The sequence below is a fragment of the Propionicimonas sp. genome (assembly GCF_047606205.1).
Classification (GTDB): Bacteria; Actinomycetota; Actinomycetes; order Propionibacteriales; family Propionibacteriaceae; genus Propionicimonas.
In genome coordinates, this window is the sequence record NZ_JASGES010000214.1 from 18,607 (window position 1) to 39,140 (window position 20,534).

At 69.2% G+C, this 20,534-nt stretch carries 10 protein-coding genes; 2 read left to right on the forward strand and 8 right to left on the reverse strand.

Going from position 1 to position 20,534, the window contains the following annotated elements:
- Positions 1-254 precede the first annotated feature (254 nt).
- The 8 genes from QM633_RS13420 to QM633_RS13455 form a co-directional block, all read right to left on the reverse strand.
- Positions 255-824: an SMI1/KNR4 family protein gene (locus tag QM633_RS13420; RefSeq protein ID WP_415154267.1), complete on the reverse strand. Its 570-nt coding sequence runs from the start codon at positions 822-824 to the stop codon at positions 255-257.
- Positions 825-868: 44 nt separating this feature from the next.
- Complete coding sequence (locus tag QM633_RS13425; RefSeq protein WP_415154268.1) at positions 869-1,435, reverse strand: SMI1/KNR4 family protein; 567 nt, start codon at positions 1,433-1,435, stop codon at positions 869-871.
- Positions 1,436-1,442: 7 nt separating this feature from the next.
- Complete coding sequence (locus tag QM633_RS13430) at positions 1,443-10,241, reverse strand: PKD domain-containing protein (RefSeq protein WP_415154269.1); 8,799 nt, start codon at positions 10,239-10,241, stop codon at positions 1,443-1,445.
- A 303-nt stretch (positions 10,242-10,544) separates the two neighbouring features.
- A complete protein-coding gene (locus QM633_RS13435) occupies positions 10,545-11,498 on the reverse strand; it encodes a DMT family transporter (protein WP_415154270.1) in 954 nt (317 codons plus the stop codon).
- A 21-nt stretch (positions 11,499-11,519) separates the two neighbouring features.
- On the reverse strand, positions 11,520-13,601 hold the full coding sequence (gene tkt, locus QM633_RS13440; RefSeq protein WP_415154271.1) for a transketolase: 2,082 nt from the start codon (positions 13,599-13,601) through the stop codon (positions 11,520-11,522).
- A 245-nt stretch (positions 13,602-13,846) separates the two neighbouring features.
- The gene (locus QM633_RS13445; RefSeq protein ID WP_415154272.1) at positions 13,847-14,980 is read right to left on the reverse strand and encodes an acyltransferase family protein; all 1,134 of its coding nucleotides are present in this window, start codon (positions 14,978-14,980) and stop codon (positions 13,847-13,849) included.
- A 147-nt stretch (positions 14,981-15,127) separates the two neighbouring features.
- Positions 15,128-17,809 (reverse strand): pullulanase-type alpha-1,6-glucosidase, encoded by a 2,682-nt coding sequence (pulA, locus tag QM633_RS13450; protein WP_415154273.1) that lies wholly within the window; start codon positions 17,807-17,809, stop codon positions 15,128-15,130.
- A gap of 49 nt (positions 17,810-17,858) precedes the next feature.
- Positions 17,859-19,655: an ABC transporter ATP-binding protein gene (locus QM633_RS13455; protein WP_415154274.1), complete on the reverse strand. Its 1,797-nt coding sequence runs from the start codon at positions 19,653-19,655 to the stop codon at positions 17,859-17,861.
- A 57-nt stretch (positions 19,656-19,712) separates the two neighbouring features.
- On the opposite strand from QM633_RS13455, the gene QM633_RS13460 reads away from it, so the two are divergent.
- Complete coding sequence (locus tag QM633_RS13460; protein WP_415154275.1) at positions 19,713-20,144, forward strand: MarR family winged helix-turn-helix transcriptional regulator; 432 nt, start codon at positions 19,713-19,715, stop codon at positions 20,142-20,144.
- A 93-nt stretch (positions 20,145-20,237) separates the two neighbouring features.
- On the forward strand, positions 20,238-20,534 hold a 297-nt coding region (locus QM633_RS13465; RefSeq protein WP_415154276.1), incomplete at its 3' end, for a hypothetical protein.

A 20,534-nucleotide genomic window follows, 5' to 3' on the forward strand; every position in this document is an offset into this window, starting at 1 on the left:
TTCACGACCGGGCCGGCGCGCGTACCCGGGGTGACCCGCGCTCCAGCTATGAGCCGCTGCGGCTCGACCCTAGACCAGCGGCAACGTCCCCCGGCCGAACAACTCGTCTTGCGGTAACCAACCCGCGCATATCAGCCTGACCATCGCGTCTACGAACGCCGACCAAGCCAGCCCGGCCGTGAACCCACAAGTGGCGTCCCCCAGCCAGAAGGACTCCACCTCGCCATGCCCCCTTGACAATCAGAGGGCACATATCAGCTGGTCTGCCTCCACGGGCTCTTGATGGGTGCTTCCCAGACCTCGCCGTCGGGAGTCTCGAAGTAGTCTCCGTCCAACTGATAGTGAACGTCGTCTCGTTCGGCCGCGATCGCCACCACGCCGAAGAAGGTGGCCAGGTCCGGCGCGACCCGGTAGATCTCGTCGGCCGCCCAATACACGTACCAGACGCTGCCATCGCTGCAATCGACCACGAAGCACTCGTTGTCGATGTCGTCGAACACCTTCAGCCACGACGCTCGCCAAGCCCCGGCAGTACCGTACTCTTCGGCGGCATCACGGAGATCGATCGTCTGGCGCACCGCCTCCTGGAGACTTGGGAAACTGAAGCCCAGGAGGCTCGGCTCGTTGTTGTGCCCACGGATCCGCCTCATCCCGTTGGCCAGCTGGAACAGCTCCCGGAGGTCGGGATGGAATTGAATGCCCAGTTTGGTCTCAGCCTTGCCCAGTTTCGCGGGCGATGCCCCTGCTCGAAGGACTTCGTCGAGCGGAAGACCACGCCGCTGAGCGGCCTCCACCACAACTCGCCATGGCTCTGAAATCGTCATCTATTGCTACAGTCTGCCCAAGCCCCCGACTCGTGACGGGAAACTCAAGTCGGGCTCCACGGGCGCTTGATAGGAGCTCTCCAGACCTCGCCGTCAGGAGTCTCGAAGTAGTCCCCATCCAGCCTGTAGTGAACATCGTCGCCATCGGCCGCAGCTGCAGCCATGTCGAAAAAGGTGGCCAGATCGGGTGCTACCTGATGGATCTCGGACGCCTCCCACCATGCGTACCAAACCGAACCATCGGAGCAGTCAACAGCGAAGACCTCTTCGTAGTCGTCATCGAACACCTTCACCCAGTGTTGCCGCCACAGCTCAATGCTGTCGACGGTTTCGGCGACATCGCGGAGTCGAAGGGTTCTATCGGTCGCCTCCTTCAGGCTGGGGAAGTTGAATCCGGGGAGGCGCGGATCACGACGATGCCCCCGCAGCCTCTTCAACCCATCCACCTGTCCGAAGAGTTCCCGGAGGTCCGGGTGGAAGGAGATGCTCAATTTCCGCTCAGCTTTGTCAAGCTTTGCCGGCGATACTGGCGGGCGTAGCGCTTCCTCAAGCGGAAGGCCACGTCGGGCAGCAGTCTCCGCCAGTGCCCGCCATGAATCCGAAACTGTCACAGAGCCCTCACTTTCTGCAGTATCCGAACGTGGGAATTCCTTCGATTGGCACGGGGACGACGAAGAAGCTTGTGCCATCCCCAACCCCACAAGAGGCGTAGAAGCCCGCGAGGTAACCCCCCTGATGATCAGACTCTCCCCGAGGCAACGGCAAGAGCGATACAGGTGGAATGGCGGACCGACCACCCTGCTGTGTGGAGGCAAACGGGTACTCGTCGCAGACCGACCTACCCGGCCTGTTCTGGCAGATCGGCATCGTCGTGAGCCACCCGCGGTCGTGTGGTGGAATGGTCCGGTTGAGTTCGGCCCATGCAGGGTGGCCGGCGATCGCGGCGGCGGCGTGGATGGTGTGGCCCATGATGTCGCCGCCTTCGAAGAAGATCCGTACATCGCTGCTTTGGGTGCAGGGGTCGGTTCCGAGGTTGAGTCCGGACAGGGTCTTCTCGCAGGCTTGGGCTGCCACACGAGCTGCAGTCTCGGAGAGTGCCGCTGTCGCCCAGGTCATGAGTGAGTTGGAGATGTCCTGGATCGATGGCGGGTTTGCGGCGGCCGGGTTGCCGGCAGCGGGGTTGCCGGCATTGCTGGTTGGCTGTTGGGTGGCTGGTGGATGAAGCCTGCACGAGGTGTCGGCGAGGCAACGCTGAATTGCATCCACGCTAATCTGAATGGCCCTGGTCGTTGCGTATACTCCGGCGAGAGCCGCACCGATCTTCAGCACGTCCGTGTATTCCAGGGCCATCTCGCGGCCGGTGGGGTCGACGTAGGTGGTGGGGTTGTTGGCGACGTAGGTGTATTGGTTCCAGCCGGTGACGCCGTTGCCTCCGGGTCGTTCGGGGTCGGTGGACAGGAACTGGCCGATGTCGGTTCGGAGGTCTCGTTCGCCGAGGGTGACGAGGCTGCCGGTCTGGATGCCTGCGGTGTAGCCGTAGGGTCCCCAGGTGCCGGTCTGGTTGCGGACGTTTCCGTACACGTCGTAGTCGACGGTGGCGGTGACGGTCCCGCTGCTGTCGGTGAGGGCCCGGGTGGAGCCGAGTGCATCAGCCAGGGTGTAGCTGGTGGCGTTACCGATCTGTTGGCTGAGCTGGCCGGCAGGGGTCCAGATGTAGGTGCCGTTGGCGTCGGCGATGAGTTGCGGGGCTGCCGCGTCGGTCTCTCGGTCATAGAGCAGGTTGCCGGTGGCCGCTGTATCACCGCTTGCCTGGACGCGGAGGTTGTCTCCGTCGTAGCTGTAGCTGGCGGTGCCGTCGGTGCTGGTGATCTTGACCATGCGGCCGAGCCAGTCCCAGTCGTAGCTGGTTGAGCCGATGCTGGTCACGTTGCCGGCCTGGTCGTGGCTGACGGTGACGCCGTCGATGCCGACCAGTTGGGAGGCGTCGTCATAGCTGTAGTGGGTGGTGGTGCCGGCCGCGGTTTGGCTGGTGCGGTTCCCGGCCGGGTCGTAGCTGTAGCTGGCGGTGCTGCCGTCGCTGTAGGTGACACCAGTGAGTTGGTCGAGTTGGTCGTACCGGTAGCTTTCGGTACCGTCAGAGGTGGTGACGCTGGTGCGGTTCCCGTCGGCGTCCAGGCTGTAGGCGTAGGAGGCGAGCACACTGCTGCTCTTCTCGTGCTTGACGCCGACCAGCCGGCCGGCCTGGTCGAAGCTCCACCGGCTGGTGACCTGGTTCGGCCTGGTCAGCTTGGTGAGCTGGCCGTCGGCGTTGAAAGCGAGGTTGGTGGTCGCATTGTTCCAGTCCGACACGCTGGCGAGCCGTCCGGCATCGTCGTAGGTGTAGTGGATGGTGCCTTGCGGCTGCGTCATGGACGTCCGGCGTCCCGCCGCGTCGTAGGTGTAGGAGACCGCTCCTTCGGGGGTAGTGATGCTGCTGGTGGTGCCGTCGGGCCGGTAGGTCCAGCTGGTGGCTCCGGTGCTGTCGGTCATGCCGGTGCGACGTCCGGAGGTGTCGTAGCTGTAGGTGATCTTGCCGGTGCCGTCGTGTTGGGTGATGCCGGTCAGCTGGCCGGCGTTGTCGTAGGCGTAGTCGGTCCTGATGCCGCGCGGGTCGGTGTGGGCGGTGAGTTGGCCGGCGTTGTCGTAGGTATAGGTCTGGCTGCGGCCGAGCGGGTCGGTCTCGGTCGTGGGGTTGCCGAGGTTGTCGTAGGTGACGGTCCAGGCCTTGCCGAGCGGGTCGATGATGCTCGTGCGGTTCCCTGCGGCGTCGTGGCCGAAGGACACTGTGTTGCCGGCGTTGTCGGTGATCTTCTGGATCTGGCCGTAGTCGTTGTAGGTGGTGCGGCTCGACGGGGTGCTGCCCTGCTGGCGCGGGCTGGTCTGTGTGGTGGTGCGCCCAAGGGTGTCGTAGCCGGTGGAGGTCGTGTTGCCGAGCGGGTCGGTGACCCGGTCGAGCAGCCCAGCTGAGTTGTAGTGGTTGGTGGTGACGATGCCGCTCGGGGTGGTGGTGGTCAGTTCGCGGCCGCCGGGGGTGTAGCTGGTTTGCGTCTGTCCGCCGTCGGGTGCGGTGGTGGTCACGACCTGGCCGGCAGGGTCGTAGCTGGTGGTGGCCTTGCGGCCGGTCGGGTCGGTGGTCGAGATCTGGTGGTTCGCCTTGTCGTAGCCGTACCGGGTGGTGTTACCAAGCGGGTCGGTGCGGGCGATGAGGTTCCCGACCGCGTCGTAGTCCTGTTTGGTGACCCCGCCGTCAGGGCTGGTGATTCGAGTGGTCTGGCCAACCGCGTCGTAGGTGTAGCTGGTCACGCCCCCATTGGGTGCGGTGACCTTGACGAGCTGGTCGAGCGCATCGTAGACGTAGAGGGTCTTGCCGCCGTTGGGGTCGGTGCGGGTCGCAATCTGACCGGTTGGGGTGTAGGTGTAGCTGGTTACTCCGCCGGCCGGGTTGGTCTGGCTGGCCAGGTTCCCGTCGGCGGTGTAGCTGTAGCGGGTGGTGTTGCCGAGTTCGTCGGTGGAGGACGTGATGTTGCCCGCACCGTCGTAGCTGGCTGAGGTCTGGTGGCTGCCCTGCGTGGTCGAGGTTTGCCGGCCGGCCGAGTCGTATCCATAGCTGGTGGGCAGGTCGACATGGTTGTCAATCTGGATCACGTTGCCGGCGTTGTCGTAGGTCCGGTCGATCGTTGCGCCGCTGGCCTGGATCTCCTTCACCGGCTCGGCGAGCGAGTCGTAGACGTGGCGTTCGACGACCTGGTCGGCATCGGTGCTCGCGGTGACCTGGCCGGTTGCGTCGTAGCTGGTGGTGGAACGGTTGCCGTTTGCGTCGATCGTGGCGGTCTGGCGGCCCGCGCCGTCGTATTCGTAGCGGGTCTTGTTGCCGAGCGGATCGGTCTTGCTGGCGACCAGCCCGGTGTCGGTGTAGGCCCAGTGGGTGGTGTTGCCGTTGGCGTCGCTGCTGGACGTGCGCCAACCATGATCGTCGTAGGTGTAGGTCTCAGTGTTTCCGTTGGCGTCGGTGCGAGAGGCCAGAGTCGCGTCGGAGTTCCATTGATAGCTGGTGATGTTGCCAGCCGCGTCCTTCCAGGTCAGCGGCAGGCTCAGATCGTTGTAGGTGATGGCGGTCGTGCGTCCGCCCGGCTCGACCAGGCTGGTCAGGTTGCTGCCGCTGTAGCTGGCCTGCCATGTGTTGCCCTCAGGGTCGGTGCGGCTGGTGGTGTTGCCCTGTCCGTCATAGGCGTAGCTGGTGATGTGGTTGGAGCCGTCATAGATCTTATTGATGGTTGCCGTGAGTCCGTCGGCGTTGTAGCTGGTGACAGCGGTGAGTTTGCCGTCGGCTGAGGTGACAGCTTGGGTTTTGGCGCCAGGGTCGCTCGCGATCTGGGTTCGGTTCCCGTTGCCATCAACGAGGGCCACGAGGCGGCCTGAGGCGTCGTACTCGTAGCGGGCGAGGATCGAAGCGTCGGGTCCGGTGACTTTGTCGAGGTAGTGACCGGTGTAGTGGTAGCTGGTGGTGTCGCCGAGCTGGTTGGTGACGGTGCCCAGGTTCCCGTCGCTGGTGTAGTCGTAGCTGACGGTGTGCCCGTCGGGGTCGGTGATCTTGGTGATGCGGTCTTTGCTGTCGCGGGCGATGGTGATCGCCGGGCCGGCGCTGGAGGTGATCGCCTTGGCGGTGATCGTGATCGTTTCGCCGGTGCGGGTGGTGATCTTGGTCAGGCCGACGCCGACGGTCAGGTCGTACTGGGTGCCGGCCTTGTCGGTGAGGACGAACTTGGTCGGGTTGTAGACGCCGTCGCCGCCGAACGCCCCACCGTTCAGGTCGCCGTTGACGAAGAACAGGCCGTCGTCGACCGCGGCCAGGGTGGAAGTGGTGCCGGGCCGTCCGGTGAACTGGGCACTGGTCAGGCCGGGCATGAAGGTGGAGCCCTGGGCGGGGGTGAGGTTGAACACCTCGTTGTGCCCATCGGGCCAGGTCACGGTGACGAAGTGCGGCCGGCTGGTGGTGAAGCAGATCGGCGAGAAGATCATCCCGCCGCCGCAGCCGGTCTCGGTCCAGCCGGCCTTGCCGAGGGGGCCGTTGGTGGTGACCGTGAAGTTGGCCAGGGACAGGTTCCAACCAACCCCGAAGTCGCCGACGGTGTTGTCGAACGAGTCGTAGTTGCGCTGCAGCTTGATCGACGTGCCGGCCACGCCGAGGGTCATGTCGGTCAGCGTTGTGGTGTAACGGCCGAGCTTCATCGCCCCGTCGACCACCACGGCGGTCTCGGTCCAGGAGGTGGCGCCGGTGTTGTCGGTGACGGTCAGCCGCAGCTGGTAGGCACCGTTGTCGAGGATGGTGGGGTCGAAGCTGCCCAGCGTCTGGCCGGACGGGTCCCCCGCGCCGGTGGCGATCGTGCGTCCGCGGCCAGGGTCAGTGCCACTCGGGTAGGTGGACAGCGTCCAGCCGGAGATTGTCGTGCCGGCGGGCGGGGTGATCGCTCCGACGGTGACCGGTGTGGGTTGGGTGATGGTGGCCTCGTCGGTCGGGGTGAGGCCGGCGATCTGGGCAGTGCCGGAGCTGGTAGTGCCGCCGGCGCTCGTGGTGCCCCCGCCAGGTGGGGTGGTGAAGGTGATCACCGTCGGGTCGGCCTCCCCCGCGACGAACGGATCGTCCGACCACACGACCGACACGTTGGTGGCGGTGACCTGGGCCTGGGTGGTGACACTGGTCTGGCCCGGGGTGAGCTGGGAGTAGTCGACCGTGTAGTCGACCAGGGCGGTGCCGTGGGCGGCGAGGTCGCCGAGCTGGACGCCGATGTCGCTCCCGTTGGTGGTGGCTTGGCCTTGGGAGGTGGTCACGGATCCCGCCATGATCTGGGCGCCGTCATCGGCCCCGTTGTCGACCGGGATACCGGCGGCGATGCCGGTGACCGGGTCGTCGCCGGTGTTGGTCACGGACAGCTCGTAGTGGACGGTGCTGCCGTCCACGGTGCCCTGCAGGGTGACCGCAAGGTTGGCGGGCAGGACGATCCTCTGGGTGCCGTCGGCGCTGATCGGGCCGTAGGCGTTGCCGGCGTCGCCGTCCGCCCAGATCAGGGTGGCGCTCGGGTGCAGCGTGGTGGTCCGGTCGGCGGGCACGGCCAGGGCGACGTCGACCTTCGCCGACGCGCCGGCGGCCAGCGTGCTGGCCAGGCCGGTCACGGTGGCGGTGGCACCGTCGCCGTTGACAGCGAGGTGGATCCCGGTAGCAGTCGCGGAGCCGGTGTTGGACAGGGTGAGCTTCCAGTGGCCATCCTGGCCGGGTCGGGTCGCCGGAACCGGATCCGCAGTGACGGAGAGGATCGGAACGTGGACGTCGGTGATCGCCGGTTGGGCGGTGGCGTAGACGGTGCCGACCTGCGCGGTTCCTTGCGCGGACGCCAGCCCGATCAGTTTCGACGCGTCGAGGAGGGCGAGAGCAGCCTGGTAGGTGTCGTCCGAGGCGTAGTCGGTGCGCTTGGGTGCCGCCGGGGCGGTGAGGGTGAACTGCTCGTCGTGGCTGTCTCCCGGGGCGAGGTCAGCGAAGTCGATGCTCTTGTTGCCCTGGGCGGAGGCCATGGTGACCGACGGGTCGGTGACCGTGCCCGCGCTGCTACGGATGGCCTTCAGGAGGTTCTCCGGGAGTCGCTGCACCAGGATCGTCGTCGCGCCGGAGGCGGCCGCGCTCAGGCTGAGGCGAAGATCGGTGACCTTGCTCGTGTCGAGGAGGTTGGCCAGATCCGCGGCGGAGAGTTCGAGCAGCGCGGTGCCGGCCCACACCCCGCTGTCGCCGGCGGGGATGCGCGTGCCGGTGATCCCGTCGCCCGAGCCGGCGTCGGGGTAGGCAGTGGAACCGACCGGCGTGCCGAGCCCGGTCAGAGTGATCGACTCGCCTGTACCGGTGCCCAGGGGGCTCCAGGTGCCATCACTGCCCTGGGTCTGGGCGGTCGCGGCGACGGTGTCGATCGTGGCAGTGGTCGAGCCGTGGTTGGTCACCGCGATCAGCACTGGGACCGCGATCCGCGCGCTGTGGTTGGTGATGGTGGTGGTGATCTTGGCGTCGGCCCCAGGGTCCACGCCCTTGGGTGCATCGGTCGTGATCTTCAGATCGGGCACCAGGATCGGTGGAGCGGCGACCGGCGGCTGGTCGCCGGTGCCCTGGCTGCTGCCCGCATTGGCGCCGGCGCTCGGGTCGATGGTCAGCGTGCTGTTCTGGGACGAGACGGTGCCGACGATGAATCTGGAGCTGGACGTCCAGGCGGCGTCGGTGTCGAACCGCAGCTGTGCCGCAGGGGCGTACACCGTGCCGGTGAGGCTGTTGCGCGAGCCCCGCCATACCAAGGTCTTCGAGTTCGAACGGTCGTAGGCCACCGCGACACCGGCCAGCGCCCCGGTCGAGGGTGCCCGCAGCTTGAGCGCGCCCTGGTCACGGATCTCCAGGCTCGAACCCTGGGTGAAGTACAACGTCACGCCCTGGTCCGCGGTCGCGTTCGGGTCGAGCTGCAACGTTCCGCCCAGCCCGAGCAGGTCGTTGGTGAACACGTAGGTGCCAGGTTTGAGGGTGGTGACCGAGCCGGAGTTGATGTTGAACGGTCCCTTGTACACGCCGGGCTGCACGGTGCACGTGTTCGTGGTGCACGGCCACTGCTTCGCCGTGCCCAGCGTGGACGCGTCCGGCAGCACCAGCCCGACGAGCGGATCGGTCAGCGGGGCGGCGTTGGCGGTGTGCTTGGGCGGGCAGGACGAGTCCTGGAAGTTGGTGCACGAGATCGAGCCCTCTACCACCGAGATCGCCCCGGACGGGGTGACGCTCAGCGTGCTCGGCGACTGGATCTTGAACGTGCCGTCGTCGTAGACGCCGCCCTTGATCGTCCAGTTGGCCTGGCCGTTCATGTCGATCGTCGCCGAACCCTGCCCGTTCCCGGTCCCGAGCGCGCACAGGGCGCACGGGATCGGGACCTGGGTCACCGGCACCCCGGCACCGCCGACCTTCACTGACGTGCTCGTCGCAGCCGTGCCGCCGTCGTCATCGGCAACCGTCACACCAACCGTGTAGGTGCCCGCCGCCTGATAGACATGTGCGGCGTTCACCACAGCCCAGCCCGAGCCCTGCGGCGAGGCAGCCACGTTCTTTGTGGTGGAGCCGTCGCCCCAGTCGATGGTGGCGGTGTGGGTGTCCAGGATGCCCGGATCGGTCACCGACGCCGACACCATCACGGTGCCGTCGTTCACCGTCGGCGCCGCCTCCACGCCGATCACCGGGGCGGCGTTGGTGACCGTGATCTGAACGTCATCGCTCACCGACTGGGCATCCTTACCAGACCCGGCCGTGCCGGTCAGACGGAACACGTAGGTACCGTCGTCCGGGGCGCGGAAGCTCGGAGTCAGCGTGGACGCGCCGAGCAGGCTCACCTTTGGGCCGGTCCCCGAGACCTGCGTCCACTTCACCGAATCCACCGGCCCCGACGTCGTCCCGGTCAACTGGACCGTCGACCCCTCGGTCACCGTCTGGTCGTCCCCGGCGGCCACCACCGGCTCCACGGTGGGGAACGTGCCGGTGCCGTTCCACGACAACACGTCGATCGTCTGGGACGCCGCACCCGAAGCCGACGTCAGACCGAAATAGCCCAGATCGGCACCGACGATGGCGGGAATATCAACGGTCGCAGCCACCAGAGCCGCGTCCGGCCGGGTGTCGTCGTCGCTCGCCCGGACCTCCAGCCGGTGGGTCGCGCCGTCGTAGTCGACCCAGCCGGTCCAGACCTGCCCGTTCTCCAGCACGTGTGAGGGAATGCCGGTAGCGACCGACCTCAGATTTCCGTTGAGGTCGATGCCGACGTGGTTGTCGTTCGGGTCGCCGTTCTCGCCGTTCGTCCAGGTGTCGAACTCGACCCCGACTGAATGGTCGATGCCGGCGTAGCCGATGCCTCCGCCGAAGCCGCCCACGATGTCCGGCGACGGGCCGATCATGAACACGATGCCGTCAGCGCCGCCGGCGTAGTTGTTGGTGATCCGGAACTGGAACTTCTGGGAGAACGACGACGCGCCGGCAGCGTCGGCGATCTGGATCGGGGTGTCCCAGAACACCGACGAGTGCTCATTGGTCACCGATCGCAACACTCGTAGCGACGGGTGCCCGTTCACTGTGACGGGCTGCTGGATGGTCGCGGCCACCCCGTTCAGCTTCAACCCCTCGAGGTCGGAGAAGTCGTCGAACCCGAACGTGTACCCGCCCGGCGTGAACGAGCCTCCTCCCGCGGACGCCGGGGCCGTGGTCATCACACCGGCGACCAGGACCAGCTGAATGAAGACGGCGAAGGCGACCACGGCCCGCACCACCGACATCGACGACGACATGGCACGCACACGGCGTGACGGCTTCACTGCCACGGGAACTCCTGGGGGTTGATACGCAGGATTGCGTAGTCATTCTGGACCCCCAGCTAACCCGTCGGGAAGAGCTTTCTATGCCGAACCTGAGAGAGTGCTCAAGCCACGGCCACCCGCTCAGACGAGAACATCGCTGCATCTGTCCGGACGGCCAGTCCGAGGGCCGAGATTCTGTCCAAGTGGCCAAGCCGGAGCCTGGCGCACACGATTCGCCGACCTGCGACAGACGAAAGCCGCCGCCCTAACCAGTTTCTCCCCAGGCGAGCTCAACCCAGACCAACGCGAACCGCACCCCCTCTCGACCTAGCGCCGGCTGGCCGGTTCCGCCGTGTCGCGGAGGTCGCCCACCGGGGCGGAGGGGAGTCCGATCTGGGAGACCAGGATGCCGGCCACCATCAGCGCGGCGCCGAGGTAGCCGCGCAGGCCCATGAACTCGCCCAGCAGGAGCGCCCCGCCGATGGCGCCGAACACCGACTCCGTCGCCATGATCAGCGACGCGTGCGTCGCCAGAGCGTGGCGCTGTCCGACCACCTGCAGGGTGTAGGCGATGCCCACCGAGACCAGGCCGCCGTAGAGCAGCGGGACCACGGCGTCACCGACGCCGACGAAGGGGGTCGGCTCGGTCAGCAGGGCCGCCCCGAGGCTGAGCGCCGCGCAGGTGAGGAACTGCGCCGCGGCGAACCGCAGCGCGGACAGCCGCGGGCTGTGGTGCTCGATCACCAGGATCTGGAGCGCCCACGGCAGGCAGCTGAGGATGAGGAGGAGTTCGCCGCGTCCGATCGTCAGACCGTCGGTCACGGTGATCAGGTACAGACCGGCCAGCGAGGCCACCACCCCGACCACCGTGGGAACACTGCTGCGCCGACCGCGGAGCGCAGCGATCACGGGGACGGCGACCATGTACAGCCCGGTGATGAAGGCGGCGTCACCGACGGGCGTGTCGACCATCGCCGCCTGCTGCAGGTTCACCGCGACGGTGAGCAGCACGCCGGCGAGCACCCCGGGCCCGAGCACCGCCCGAGTAGCCCGACGCCGACGGACGGGCGGCACTCGCCGGAGGCGGTCCCGGACAGCGATGACCGGCAGGAGCACCAGCGCACCGAGCGCGAACCGCAGGCCCGTGAAGGCAAAGGTTCCGACGTGGCCTGCGCCCACCCGCTGGGCGACGAAGGCGAAGCCCCACAGGGCGGAGGCCAGCAGCAGCGCGCCGTTCGCGCGCAGCCGCTGGCCCCGGGTACTCGTCAGCTGGACGGTCACCGTGCTCCGGCAGCTCCTGGTTCAGGCGCGGGCGAGGGCGGTACGGGCGTGCGCCGCCACGTTCTCCGCCGTGAACCCGTACTTGGCGAACAGCAGCGCGCCGGACGCGGACTCGCCGAAGTGGTCGATCGAGACGATCTCGCCGGTCGGCCCGACGTACTCGCGCCAGCCCATCGCGATGCCCGCCTCGACCGAAACGGTCGCGACGCCCGACGGCAGCACGGACTGCCGGTACTCGGCGCTCTCGGCGTTGAACCATTCCAGGCACGGGGCCGACACGACCCTCGTGCCGATCCCCTCGGCCTGGAGCACGTCGCGGGCGGCCAGGGCCACCTCGACCTCCGAGCCGGTCGCGATCAGCACGACCTGCAGGTCGCCGTCGGCGTCGACCAGGGTGTAGGCGCCCTTCGTGAGCTCGGACGCGGGAGCGACGCCGGCTGCGTCCCTGTCGACCGTGAGCAGGTCCTGGCGGGACAGGATGAGCGCGCTGGGACGGTCGGTGTGGGACAGCGCCGCCAGCCACGCCTGCGCGGTCTCGTTGGCGTCCGCGGGGCGGATCACGTCCAGGCCGGGAATCGCCCGCAGGGCCGCGAGGTGCTCGATCGGCTGGTGGGTCGGGCCGTCCTCGCCGACGCCGACGGAGTCGTGCGTCCACACGAAGATGCTCGGCACCTTCTGCAGGGCGGCCAGCCGCACCGAGGCACGCATGTAGTCGGCGAAGACCAGGAACGTGCCGCCGTAGCAGCGGGTCAGGCCGGACATGGTGATCGCGTTCACGATGTTGCCCATCGCGTGCTCGCGGATGCCGAAGTGCAGCGTCCGTCCGGCGTAGTCGCCGGCGAACTCGTGGCTCGACTGCTCGGGCGGCAGGAACGACGGCTGGCCCTTCATCGTGGTGTTGTTGCTGCCGGCCAGGTCGGCGGAGCCACCCCACAGCTCTGGCATCACCTCGGCGATCGCGCTGAGCACCTCGCCGGAGGCCGCCCTGGTGGCCTTCTTGCCCGCCCCGAAGACCGGCAGTGCCGCGGCCAGATCCTCGGGCAGCGCGCGGGTGACGATCCGCTCGAACAGCGCGACCTTGGCGGGGTTGCCGGCCATCCAGTCCGCGAACCGGGGGTCCCAGGCGGCCTTGGCCGCCGCCGCCCGTTCCGCGGCGTTGGCGCGGGCGTGGGCGAGGACCTCCGGCTCGACGGCGAACGAGGCGTCCGGATCGAAGCCGAGCTCGGACTTCAGACCCGCCACCTCCGCGGCGCCCAGCTTCGAGCCGTGCACGGAGTGGTCACCGACCTTGGTCGGCAGCGGCCAGCCGATCACCGTGGTCAGCCGGATGAAGGACGGCTTGTCGGTGACGGCCTTCGCCGCCTCGATCGCTTCGTACAGCGCCTGCACGTTCTCGGTGTACCCGGTGCCGCCGTTGGTCCAGTCGACGTGCTGCACGTGCCAGCCGTAGGCGGCGTAACGGGCGGCGACGTCCTCGGTGAATGCGATCTTCGTGTCGCCCTCGATCGAGATCCGGTTGTCGTCGTAGATCAGCACCAGGTTGCCGAGCTTCTGCGCCCCGGCGAGGCTCGACGCCTCGGAGGCCACCCCCTCCTGCATGCAGCCGTCGCCGGCGATCGCGTACACGAACCGGTCGAACACGCTTGACTCGCCCAGCGGGGTGTCCGGGTCCAGCAGGGCCCGCTCCCGGCGCGCCGCCATCGCGAAGCCGACCGCGTCGGAGACGCCTGCGCCGAGCGGGCCGGTGGTGCACTCCACACCCCGGGTGTGCCCGAACTCAGGGTGCCCAGGGGTCAGCGAGCCCTCCGTCCGCAGCGAGGCGAGGTCCTCGACCTCCAGGCCGTACCCCGCCAGGAAGAGCTGGCAGTACTGGGTCAGCGAGGAGTGGCCCGCCGAAAGGACGAACCGGTCCCTGCCCACCCAGGTGGGGTCGGCCGGATCACCGGTCATCACCTTCTGGTACAGCAGGTACGCCAGCGGCGCCAGCGAGATCGCCGTGCCCGGGTGGCCGTTCCCCACCTTCTCCACCGCATCCGCCGCCAGCACCCGCGCGGTGTCCACCGCGCGCTGGTCGAGCTCTGTCCAGGTGAAACCGGTCATCATTGGCCTTCCTCGAAGTTCTTTGAAACGTGACAATAGTCGTTTCCGCGTTCGAACCCAGCCTTTCACACTCGCTCGGTCTCCCCTGCCCGTGATCAGCGGCAGGCACCCGCAACCAGCACGAGGGGACGGGCTCGCGACCTTGACCCCCTTCTGCCCCTGCGGGATATGGCGCCGAGGTCGTGGCCAGCGCCACCGGCGCCACGGAGAGCTCGGCGGACGGCGAGATCGTGGTCAGCTGATCGGCGTCAGCCCGGGAGGGCGGCGCGGCGGACTGCACGGTCCCGGACGCCGGCGCCCACCCACCGAGCGAGGCGATGGCTGGGCACCTCGATCAGCCGGCGGAAGATCACGGCCAGTGCAATGGAGGCTCCTATTCCGAGCGGCGCCGCCAGCCAGAGGCGCTGGTCGCCGAGCAGGAACGCGAGCGAGATGACGACCGGTTCGTGCACGAGGTAGAGGCTGAAGGAGATCGCCCCGAGCCACTGGACCAATCGCGTGGAGAGCAGCCGCTTCAGCCAGGCCACCACCAGAGCCGAACAGACCAGCATCAGCGCACCGAGCACGGACAGCGCGTCCACCCACCCGGTCGGCGCCAACCCGACCGGCCGCAACAGCCACGGAGCGAGCAGGAGCAGGCCGCCCCCGACGACCAGCAGCACTCCCGGCGCGCCTCCGACCGACCGGCGAGCCAGGCCGGACCCGCGGGTGGCGACCACGACGCCGAGCAGAAACATGGGCAGAAGGCGCACCGCACCGATGCCGATCTGGTGCCCGATCACGACCATGGCGAGCGCGAACACCACGAGCAGGGGTGCCGCACGCCGCAACCGCACCGCGGCGAGCACGTACAACGGCAGCAGGAGGGAGAAGAGGATCTCCCACTGCAGCGACCACAAGGGGCTGACGACCCCACCGGGAGCGACCAGCAGGGTGGCGTCGAGCACGATCGCCCACGGGTCCGGCGATACCGCACGGCTCTGCAGCCACAGGCTCGACATCGCGGCGGATCGGGGCACCAGCACCAGCACCAGGACACCCAGCAAGACCGCGCCCCAGACCGGGAGATAGAGGCGCAGCAGACGCTGCGGGAAGTACGCCCGCCAGTCGAAGGCGTCCCCTCGGGACAGCACGGGCAACGTGAGGACGATCCCGCTCAGCACGAAGAACAGGTACACCGCCGACTGCCCCTCCCACAGGATGTGAACGGGGGTGTACAGCAACGCCCACGACCACGGATCGGTGGTGGCCGACGCGTCCGCCTCGACGACGTAGGGGTAGGCGAGCGCGGGAAAGATCAGCAAGGTGTGGTGCAGGAGAACCACGAGCGCCGCGAGCCCGCGCAGACCGTCCAGAGCACGGATCCGGCCCACGATCGGCACCCCTTCCACCCTGGCCTCGCCCCGGGCGGGATCAGCCTACGGCTCCGCCCCCGTGCATCGGCTGAGGGCCACCCGTCGTCGCCGGACGGTGGCCCCGGCGTCCACCTTCAGCGGAGGGGACGATGGGACGGTGCCCGCGTGCCGCGGTCAGCGGGGGCGGACGAAGACGGCCACCGTGCGGCCGGGGACGGTGAGCCAGTCGGCGCCGATCTCGCAGCTGCGGACCTCGGGGTCGGCTCCGGCCTCCTGGACGGGGTGGAGGCGGTAGCCGCGCCCGTCCAACGGGAGGGTCTGGCGAACCAGCCACGGCGTCGTGTTGAAGACCGCCAGCACGCTCGACCAGCGTTCCTCCACCGCGGCGGACGGGTCGTCGATCGCCATCACGACCACCCCCGGCAGCTGGTGCCAGCTGTCGGCGACCGGAAAGCGGACCATCGTGGAGACCAGGTCCGCGCGGGCCAGCCGGAACAGCCGCGTGGAGGCGCGCAGCCGGAGCAGGTCGAGAGCCTGCTCGTGCGCGCGGCGGATGTCCTCCGGGTGCGGCTTCAGCCGTGGATCGGCCAGCAGCGGCGCCAGCACGTGCCAGGTGTGCGCGTTGTCCGGCTCCGGCGGCAGGCCCGCCCCGAACCCGTTGTCGGTCATCGTGAAGTCCAGGTGGTTGAACCAGTCGCCCGAGTTGTAGGAGTTCCGGTCCAGGCTCTTGCTGCGCAGGATGTCGGCGCCGGCGTGCCACATCACCGGGCTCTGGCCGAGGGTGGCGAAGGCCAGGCAGACCGTGTTCAGGCGCACCCTCGCCTCCATCGGGGTGGCCGGGTGCACCTTCAGGGTGATCGCGTCGAAGAGCGTCTCGTTGTCGTGCGCGTCGACATAGCTGATCACCTCGCCGGGCTCGTCGGCGTAGCCGGCCGGGCCGCCGCCGAACTCCAGCTCGTCGCCGCGCAGGATGGCATGCCGCGAGTTCGACCCGAACCGGTACCCCCGCAACGTCCCGGCCAGGCCCAGCTGGACGAGATCGGTGCACCAGGCCAGCCGTTCCCCCTGCGTGGCGTGGTCTCCGTTCACGCCCCAGCCGTTGTCGGCCGTGAACAGCCCCGTCCCGAGGCCCTGCCCGCGCGGATCGCCGTCCCACACCCCACCACCGCGGACGGCGTCCCGCAGCCGGTCGGAGAAGGTCGCGATGCCCGTGCCGCCGAGTTGGCCCTGGGTGGCCTGCACGAACTGCGCGTTGCCGGCCACCTCCCCGAAGTCCCAGCCCTCCCCGTGCATGGTGATGCCGCGCCCGTCCACCCCGTCCGCCTCGAGCGTCAGCGCGTCCAGCGCTGCCCGCACGGCCAGCATGTTGGCCCGGCTGTGGTGCCCCATCAGGTCGAAGCGGAAGCCGTCGACGCGATAGCCCCTGGCCCAGTGGACGCAGGCGTCGACCATCAGCTTCTGCGCCATCACGTGCTCGGTGGCCACGTTCGGGCAGCAGGTCGACTGTTCCACGGCGCCGTCCGCGTCCCGCCGGTGGTAGTAGCCGGGGACGATCCGGTCGAGCACCGACTTGGTGTCCTGGCCGGCGCTCGCGGTGTGGTTGAAGACCTGGTCGAGCACCACCCGCAGGCCCGCGGCGTGGAAGGCGCCGACCATGGCCCTGCACTCGCTGACCCTGCCGCCGCCCTCTGCGCTCGCCAGCGTGGAGGAGAACGAGCCCTCAGGGGCGAAATAGTGCCACGGGTCGTAGCCCCAGTTGAAGGCGCTGCGTCCGCCGGCCCGCGTCACGTGGCGCTGCTGCTCCGGGCTGTCCGGAGGCAGCCCGCGGAGGAGGTCCCAGACCGGTCGCAGCTGCCGCTCCGGGTGCTCCTCGACGCTCGCGTTGTCGAACAGCGGCAGCAGCTGGACGGTGGTCAGGCCGGCCTCGGCCAGCCGGCTCAGGTGTGCCATCCCGACGCTGTCCACCGTGGGCGCGAGGAAGCTGCCCCGCAGCCCGGCGGGGACGCTGGCGTCCGAGACCGAGAAGTCGCGCAGGTGCAGTTCGTAGATGACCTGGTCGACCGGATCCTCCAGCGCCGGCGACGCGGCCTGGCGCCACTGCTGCGGCGCCCACCGCGGATCGTCGAGGTCGACCAGCACCGAGTGGGTGGAGTTCACCGTCAGCGAGGTGGAGTAGGGGTCGGTCACGGCGTTCGTCACCACGCGGCGGTGGTGCGGGGTGTAGACGGTCACCTCGAACCGGTATCGCGCCCCCTGCCAGCCCGGCTCCCCGGTGATCGCCCAGGTGCCGTCGACCGCGGGCAGCATCCGGCGACGCTGCGGGGTCTCGTGCAGGTCGGCACCCTCCGGCCACAGCAGAAGGGCCACCGAGCGCGCCGTGGGCGCCCACAGCCGCAGTGTCGGAGTGCCCAGCTGCCAGGACGGGCCGAGTTCGGCGTCCGGAGCGGCCAGCAGGTCGTCGATGACGCCCCCGAGCTGCAGCGAGCCCGCGTCCACCAGGCGCCCCGAAGGCAGGTGGACGCTCACCGCGACCTCGCACCGCACCGCCTGTGGCACCTGGGCGATCGCCGCGGCGGGCACTCGCAGGCACAGCCGCCCGCGCAGGTGCGGGTAGGCCGCGGCGATGGCTGCCGGCAGTCCTGCGGGGTCGAACCGGAGCAGCACGTTGTCCCAAGGCAGCGGGTCGCTGGCCTCGGGATCGATGGAGTCGTCCGCCGACCAGTGCAGCCGCCAGTCCAGGCCCGCCGGGTCCACCCCCGCAGGCAGGTCCCAGCCGGGCCAGGCGATCACTCCCGCGCGCAGCCAGTGGCCGGGGGCCCGCTCGAGGCCCCGGACTCCCTCGCCCGGCCGCAACACCCTGCCGATTCTGCCACCACGAGCTGGTAGCGCTCCCAGCGACGCTCTCTCAACGAGCCAGGTGCGCGTACCTCCCGCCGGCGGCGAGCAGGCCCTGGTGGGTCCCCCGCTCGACGATCCGTCCCCCGGCGAGCACGACGATCTCGTCGGAGTTCTGGACCGTGCTCAACCGGTGGGCGATCGTCAGCGTGGTCCTGCCGGCCATCAGGTGCTCGAGCGCGGCCTGCAGTTCGCGTTCGGTCTCGGTGTCGAGTGCGGACGTCGCCTCGTCGAGCACGAGGATCGGCGGGTTCACCAGCAGCGTCCGGGCGATCGCCAGTCGCTGCCGCTCGCCCCCGCTGAACCGGTGGCCGCGAGCGCCGACGACCGTCTCCAGGCCCTCGGGCAGCGCGGCGATGACGTGATCGACCTGTGCGGCCTCGAGCGCGGCCCACAGGTCGGCGTCGGTCGCATCGGGGGATGCCTGGCGCAGGTTCGCCGCGATCGTGGTGTGGGACAGGTAGGTCTCCTGGGTCACCATGCCGATGATCCGGGTGCGATCGGACGCGGAGATGTCCCGCAGGTCCACCCCGTCCACCGTGACACGGCCGGAGGTCGGGTCGGCGAGCCGCACCAGCAGCGCGGCCAGCGTCGACTTCCCCGACCCGGTCTCCCCCACCACGGCGACCGACCGGCCTGCGCCGATGCGGAGGTCGATGTCGGCCAGGGCATCGGCACTGCCGTCGGGGAACCGGTAGCTGACCTGCTCGAACCGCACTTCGCCGCGCACCGTGCCGGAGTCCATCCGGACGGGGTGGGCGGGCTCGGCGACGTCGATGGTCAGGTCGAGGTAGCCGAAGATGCGGCTCAGCAGCGCCATCGAGGAGACCCACTGGGCTCCGACGTTGAGCAGCCCCATGATCGGCCGGAAGATGGTGCCCTGCAGGCTCGCGAAGGCGATCAGGGTGCCGATCGACAGGTCGCCCGACAACGCAGGGAAGCCGGCCACCAGGTACAGCAGCGCGGGGATCGCGGCGAAGACGATGCCCATGGTGGCCATCCGCCAGCGCCCGGCCAGCTGGGAGCGCACCTCGAGATCGATCAGCCGGGCGGAGGTGTCACTGAACTCCCGCTCCCGCGCCGGGCCGCTGCCCAGGGTCTTGGTCAGCATCGCGCCGTTGATGCTGAGCGCCTCCTCGACCTCGGTGTGCAGCTCGGCGAGGGCCCGCTGCTGGGAGAGGGTGATGTCCCTGCGGACCAGCGCCACCCGCCGGGTGAGGGCGATCGCGGGCGGGAGCACGAGCAGGGAGAGCAGCGACAGCCGCCAGTTCAGGGCCACCATGGCCGCCGCGGTCGCGACCGCCGTGGTCAGGTTGGACGCGATCGAGGTGGCGGTGTTCGTGATCACCGACTGCAGTCCCGCCACGTCCTGCAGCAGCCGCGACTGGATCTCGCCGCCGCGGGTGCGCTTGAAGAAGTCCAGCGACTGGGCCTGGAGGTGGGTGAACACCCGCACCCGCAGGGTGTGCATGACCCGCTGCCCCATCGCCGTGGCGAGCCAGGTCTGCCAGACCCCGAGGACGCCGGTCACCGCGGCAACAGCGACCATGCCGGCGACCAGCCAGACCAGCAGCGTGGTGTCGTCGTTCGGGAGCGCGACGTCGATCACCTCGCGGAGCAGGAACGGCTGCGCCAGGCCGACCACGGCCGCGACGACGATGATGGCCGTGACGGCGATCAGCTCGAGGCCGTGCCCGTGGAACAGCGCGAGGACGCGGCCCACGCTCACCGGTGACTCGGCAAGTTGGGTGCGGTCCTCCGGGCTGACCCGCGTCGGCCCGCGGAACTCGCGTGGGGGAACGGTCATGGTCATGCGGCCTCCCGATATATACTGAGGTAACCACAGTATATAAGGACGGGAAGCATGGAGGTATTCCCCGAGGCCCTCGCCGAAGCATTCCTGCAGGTGTCCCGCCGGCTGCGCAGCCAGACCCAGCGGCGGATGGCCCCGCTGGGCGTGAACCTGCACCAGTCCCGCGCGCTGCGGACGATCGCCGAGCACGGACCGCTGCGCCCCTCCGAACTGGCCGGGCGGCTGGGCATCACCCCGCGTTCTGCGACCGACTCGGTGGCGCCGCTGGTCGCGTCCGGCCTCGTCGAGCGGCGCACCGACCCCGAGGACGGCCGCGCGCAGCTGCTGGCGCTCTCCTCCGCGGGCGAGGTGACCCTGGCCGGGATCGGACGCGCCAGGGCCGAGGCGGGCGCCGAGCTGTTCGGACGCCTCTCGCCCGCGGAACGCGAGGCCCTCGCCGCCCTGCTCGACCGGCTGCGCGCCGAATCCCCCCAGGGACACTGACCAGGCTGCTCCCCGCACAGGTGTGCCCGCGACCTGACCGACCAGCGGGTCCCATAGACTTCTCAGGCCTGCGGCGAGGTCGAGGAGGTGCGCGTGGACCGGTTCGGACTGGACGGAGTCCTCGCCCTGCTCGTCGCGGTGTGGTTCGTGGTGGCCGGTCTGCGTGACCTGCTGGCCCACCAGGCCGGTGCCGGCCGTCGCGCCGTCGGGGCCGATCCGGGCTGGCTGCGCGCGCTCCGTCGCGTCCGTGGCGCCCTCGGTGTGCTCGGCGGCCTCGCCGTCGCCGCCGGAGCAGCGGTCTCGGTCCTGGGCCTGCGGGTGCCGTTCCCCGGCCGCGCGGTCGGCCTGGCGCTGGCGGCCCTCGCCCTGTGGGCCGGGGTGGAGTCGGCC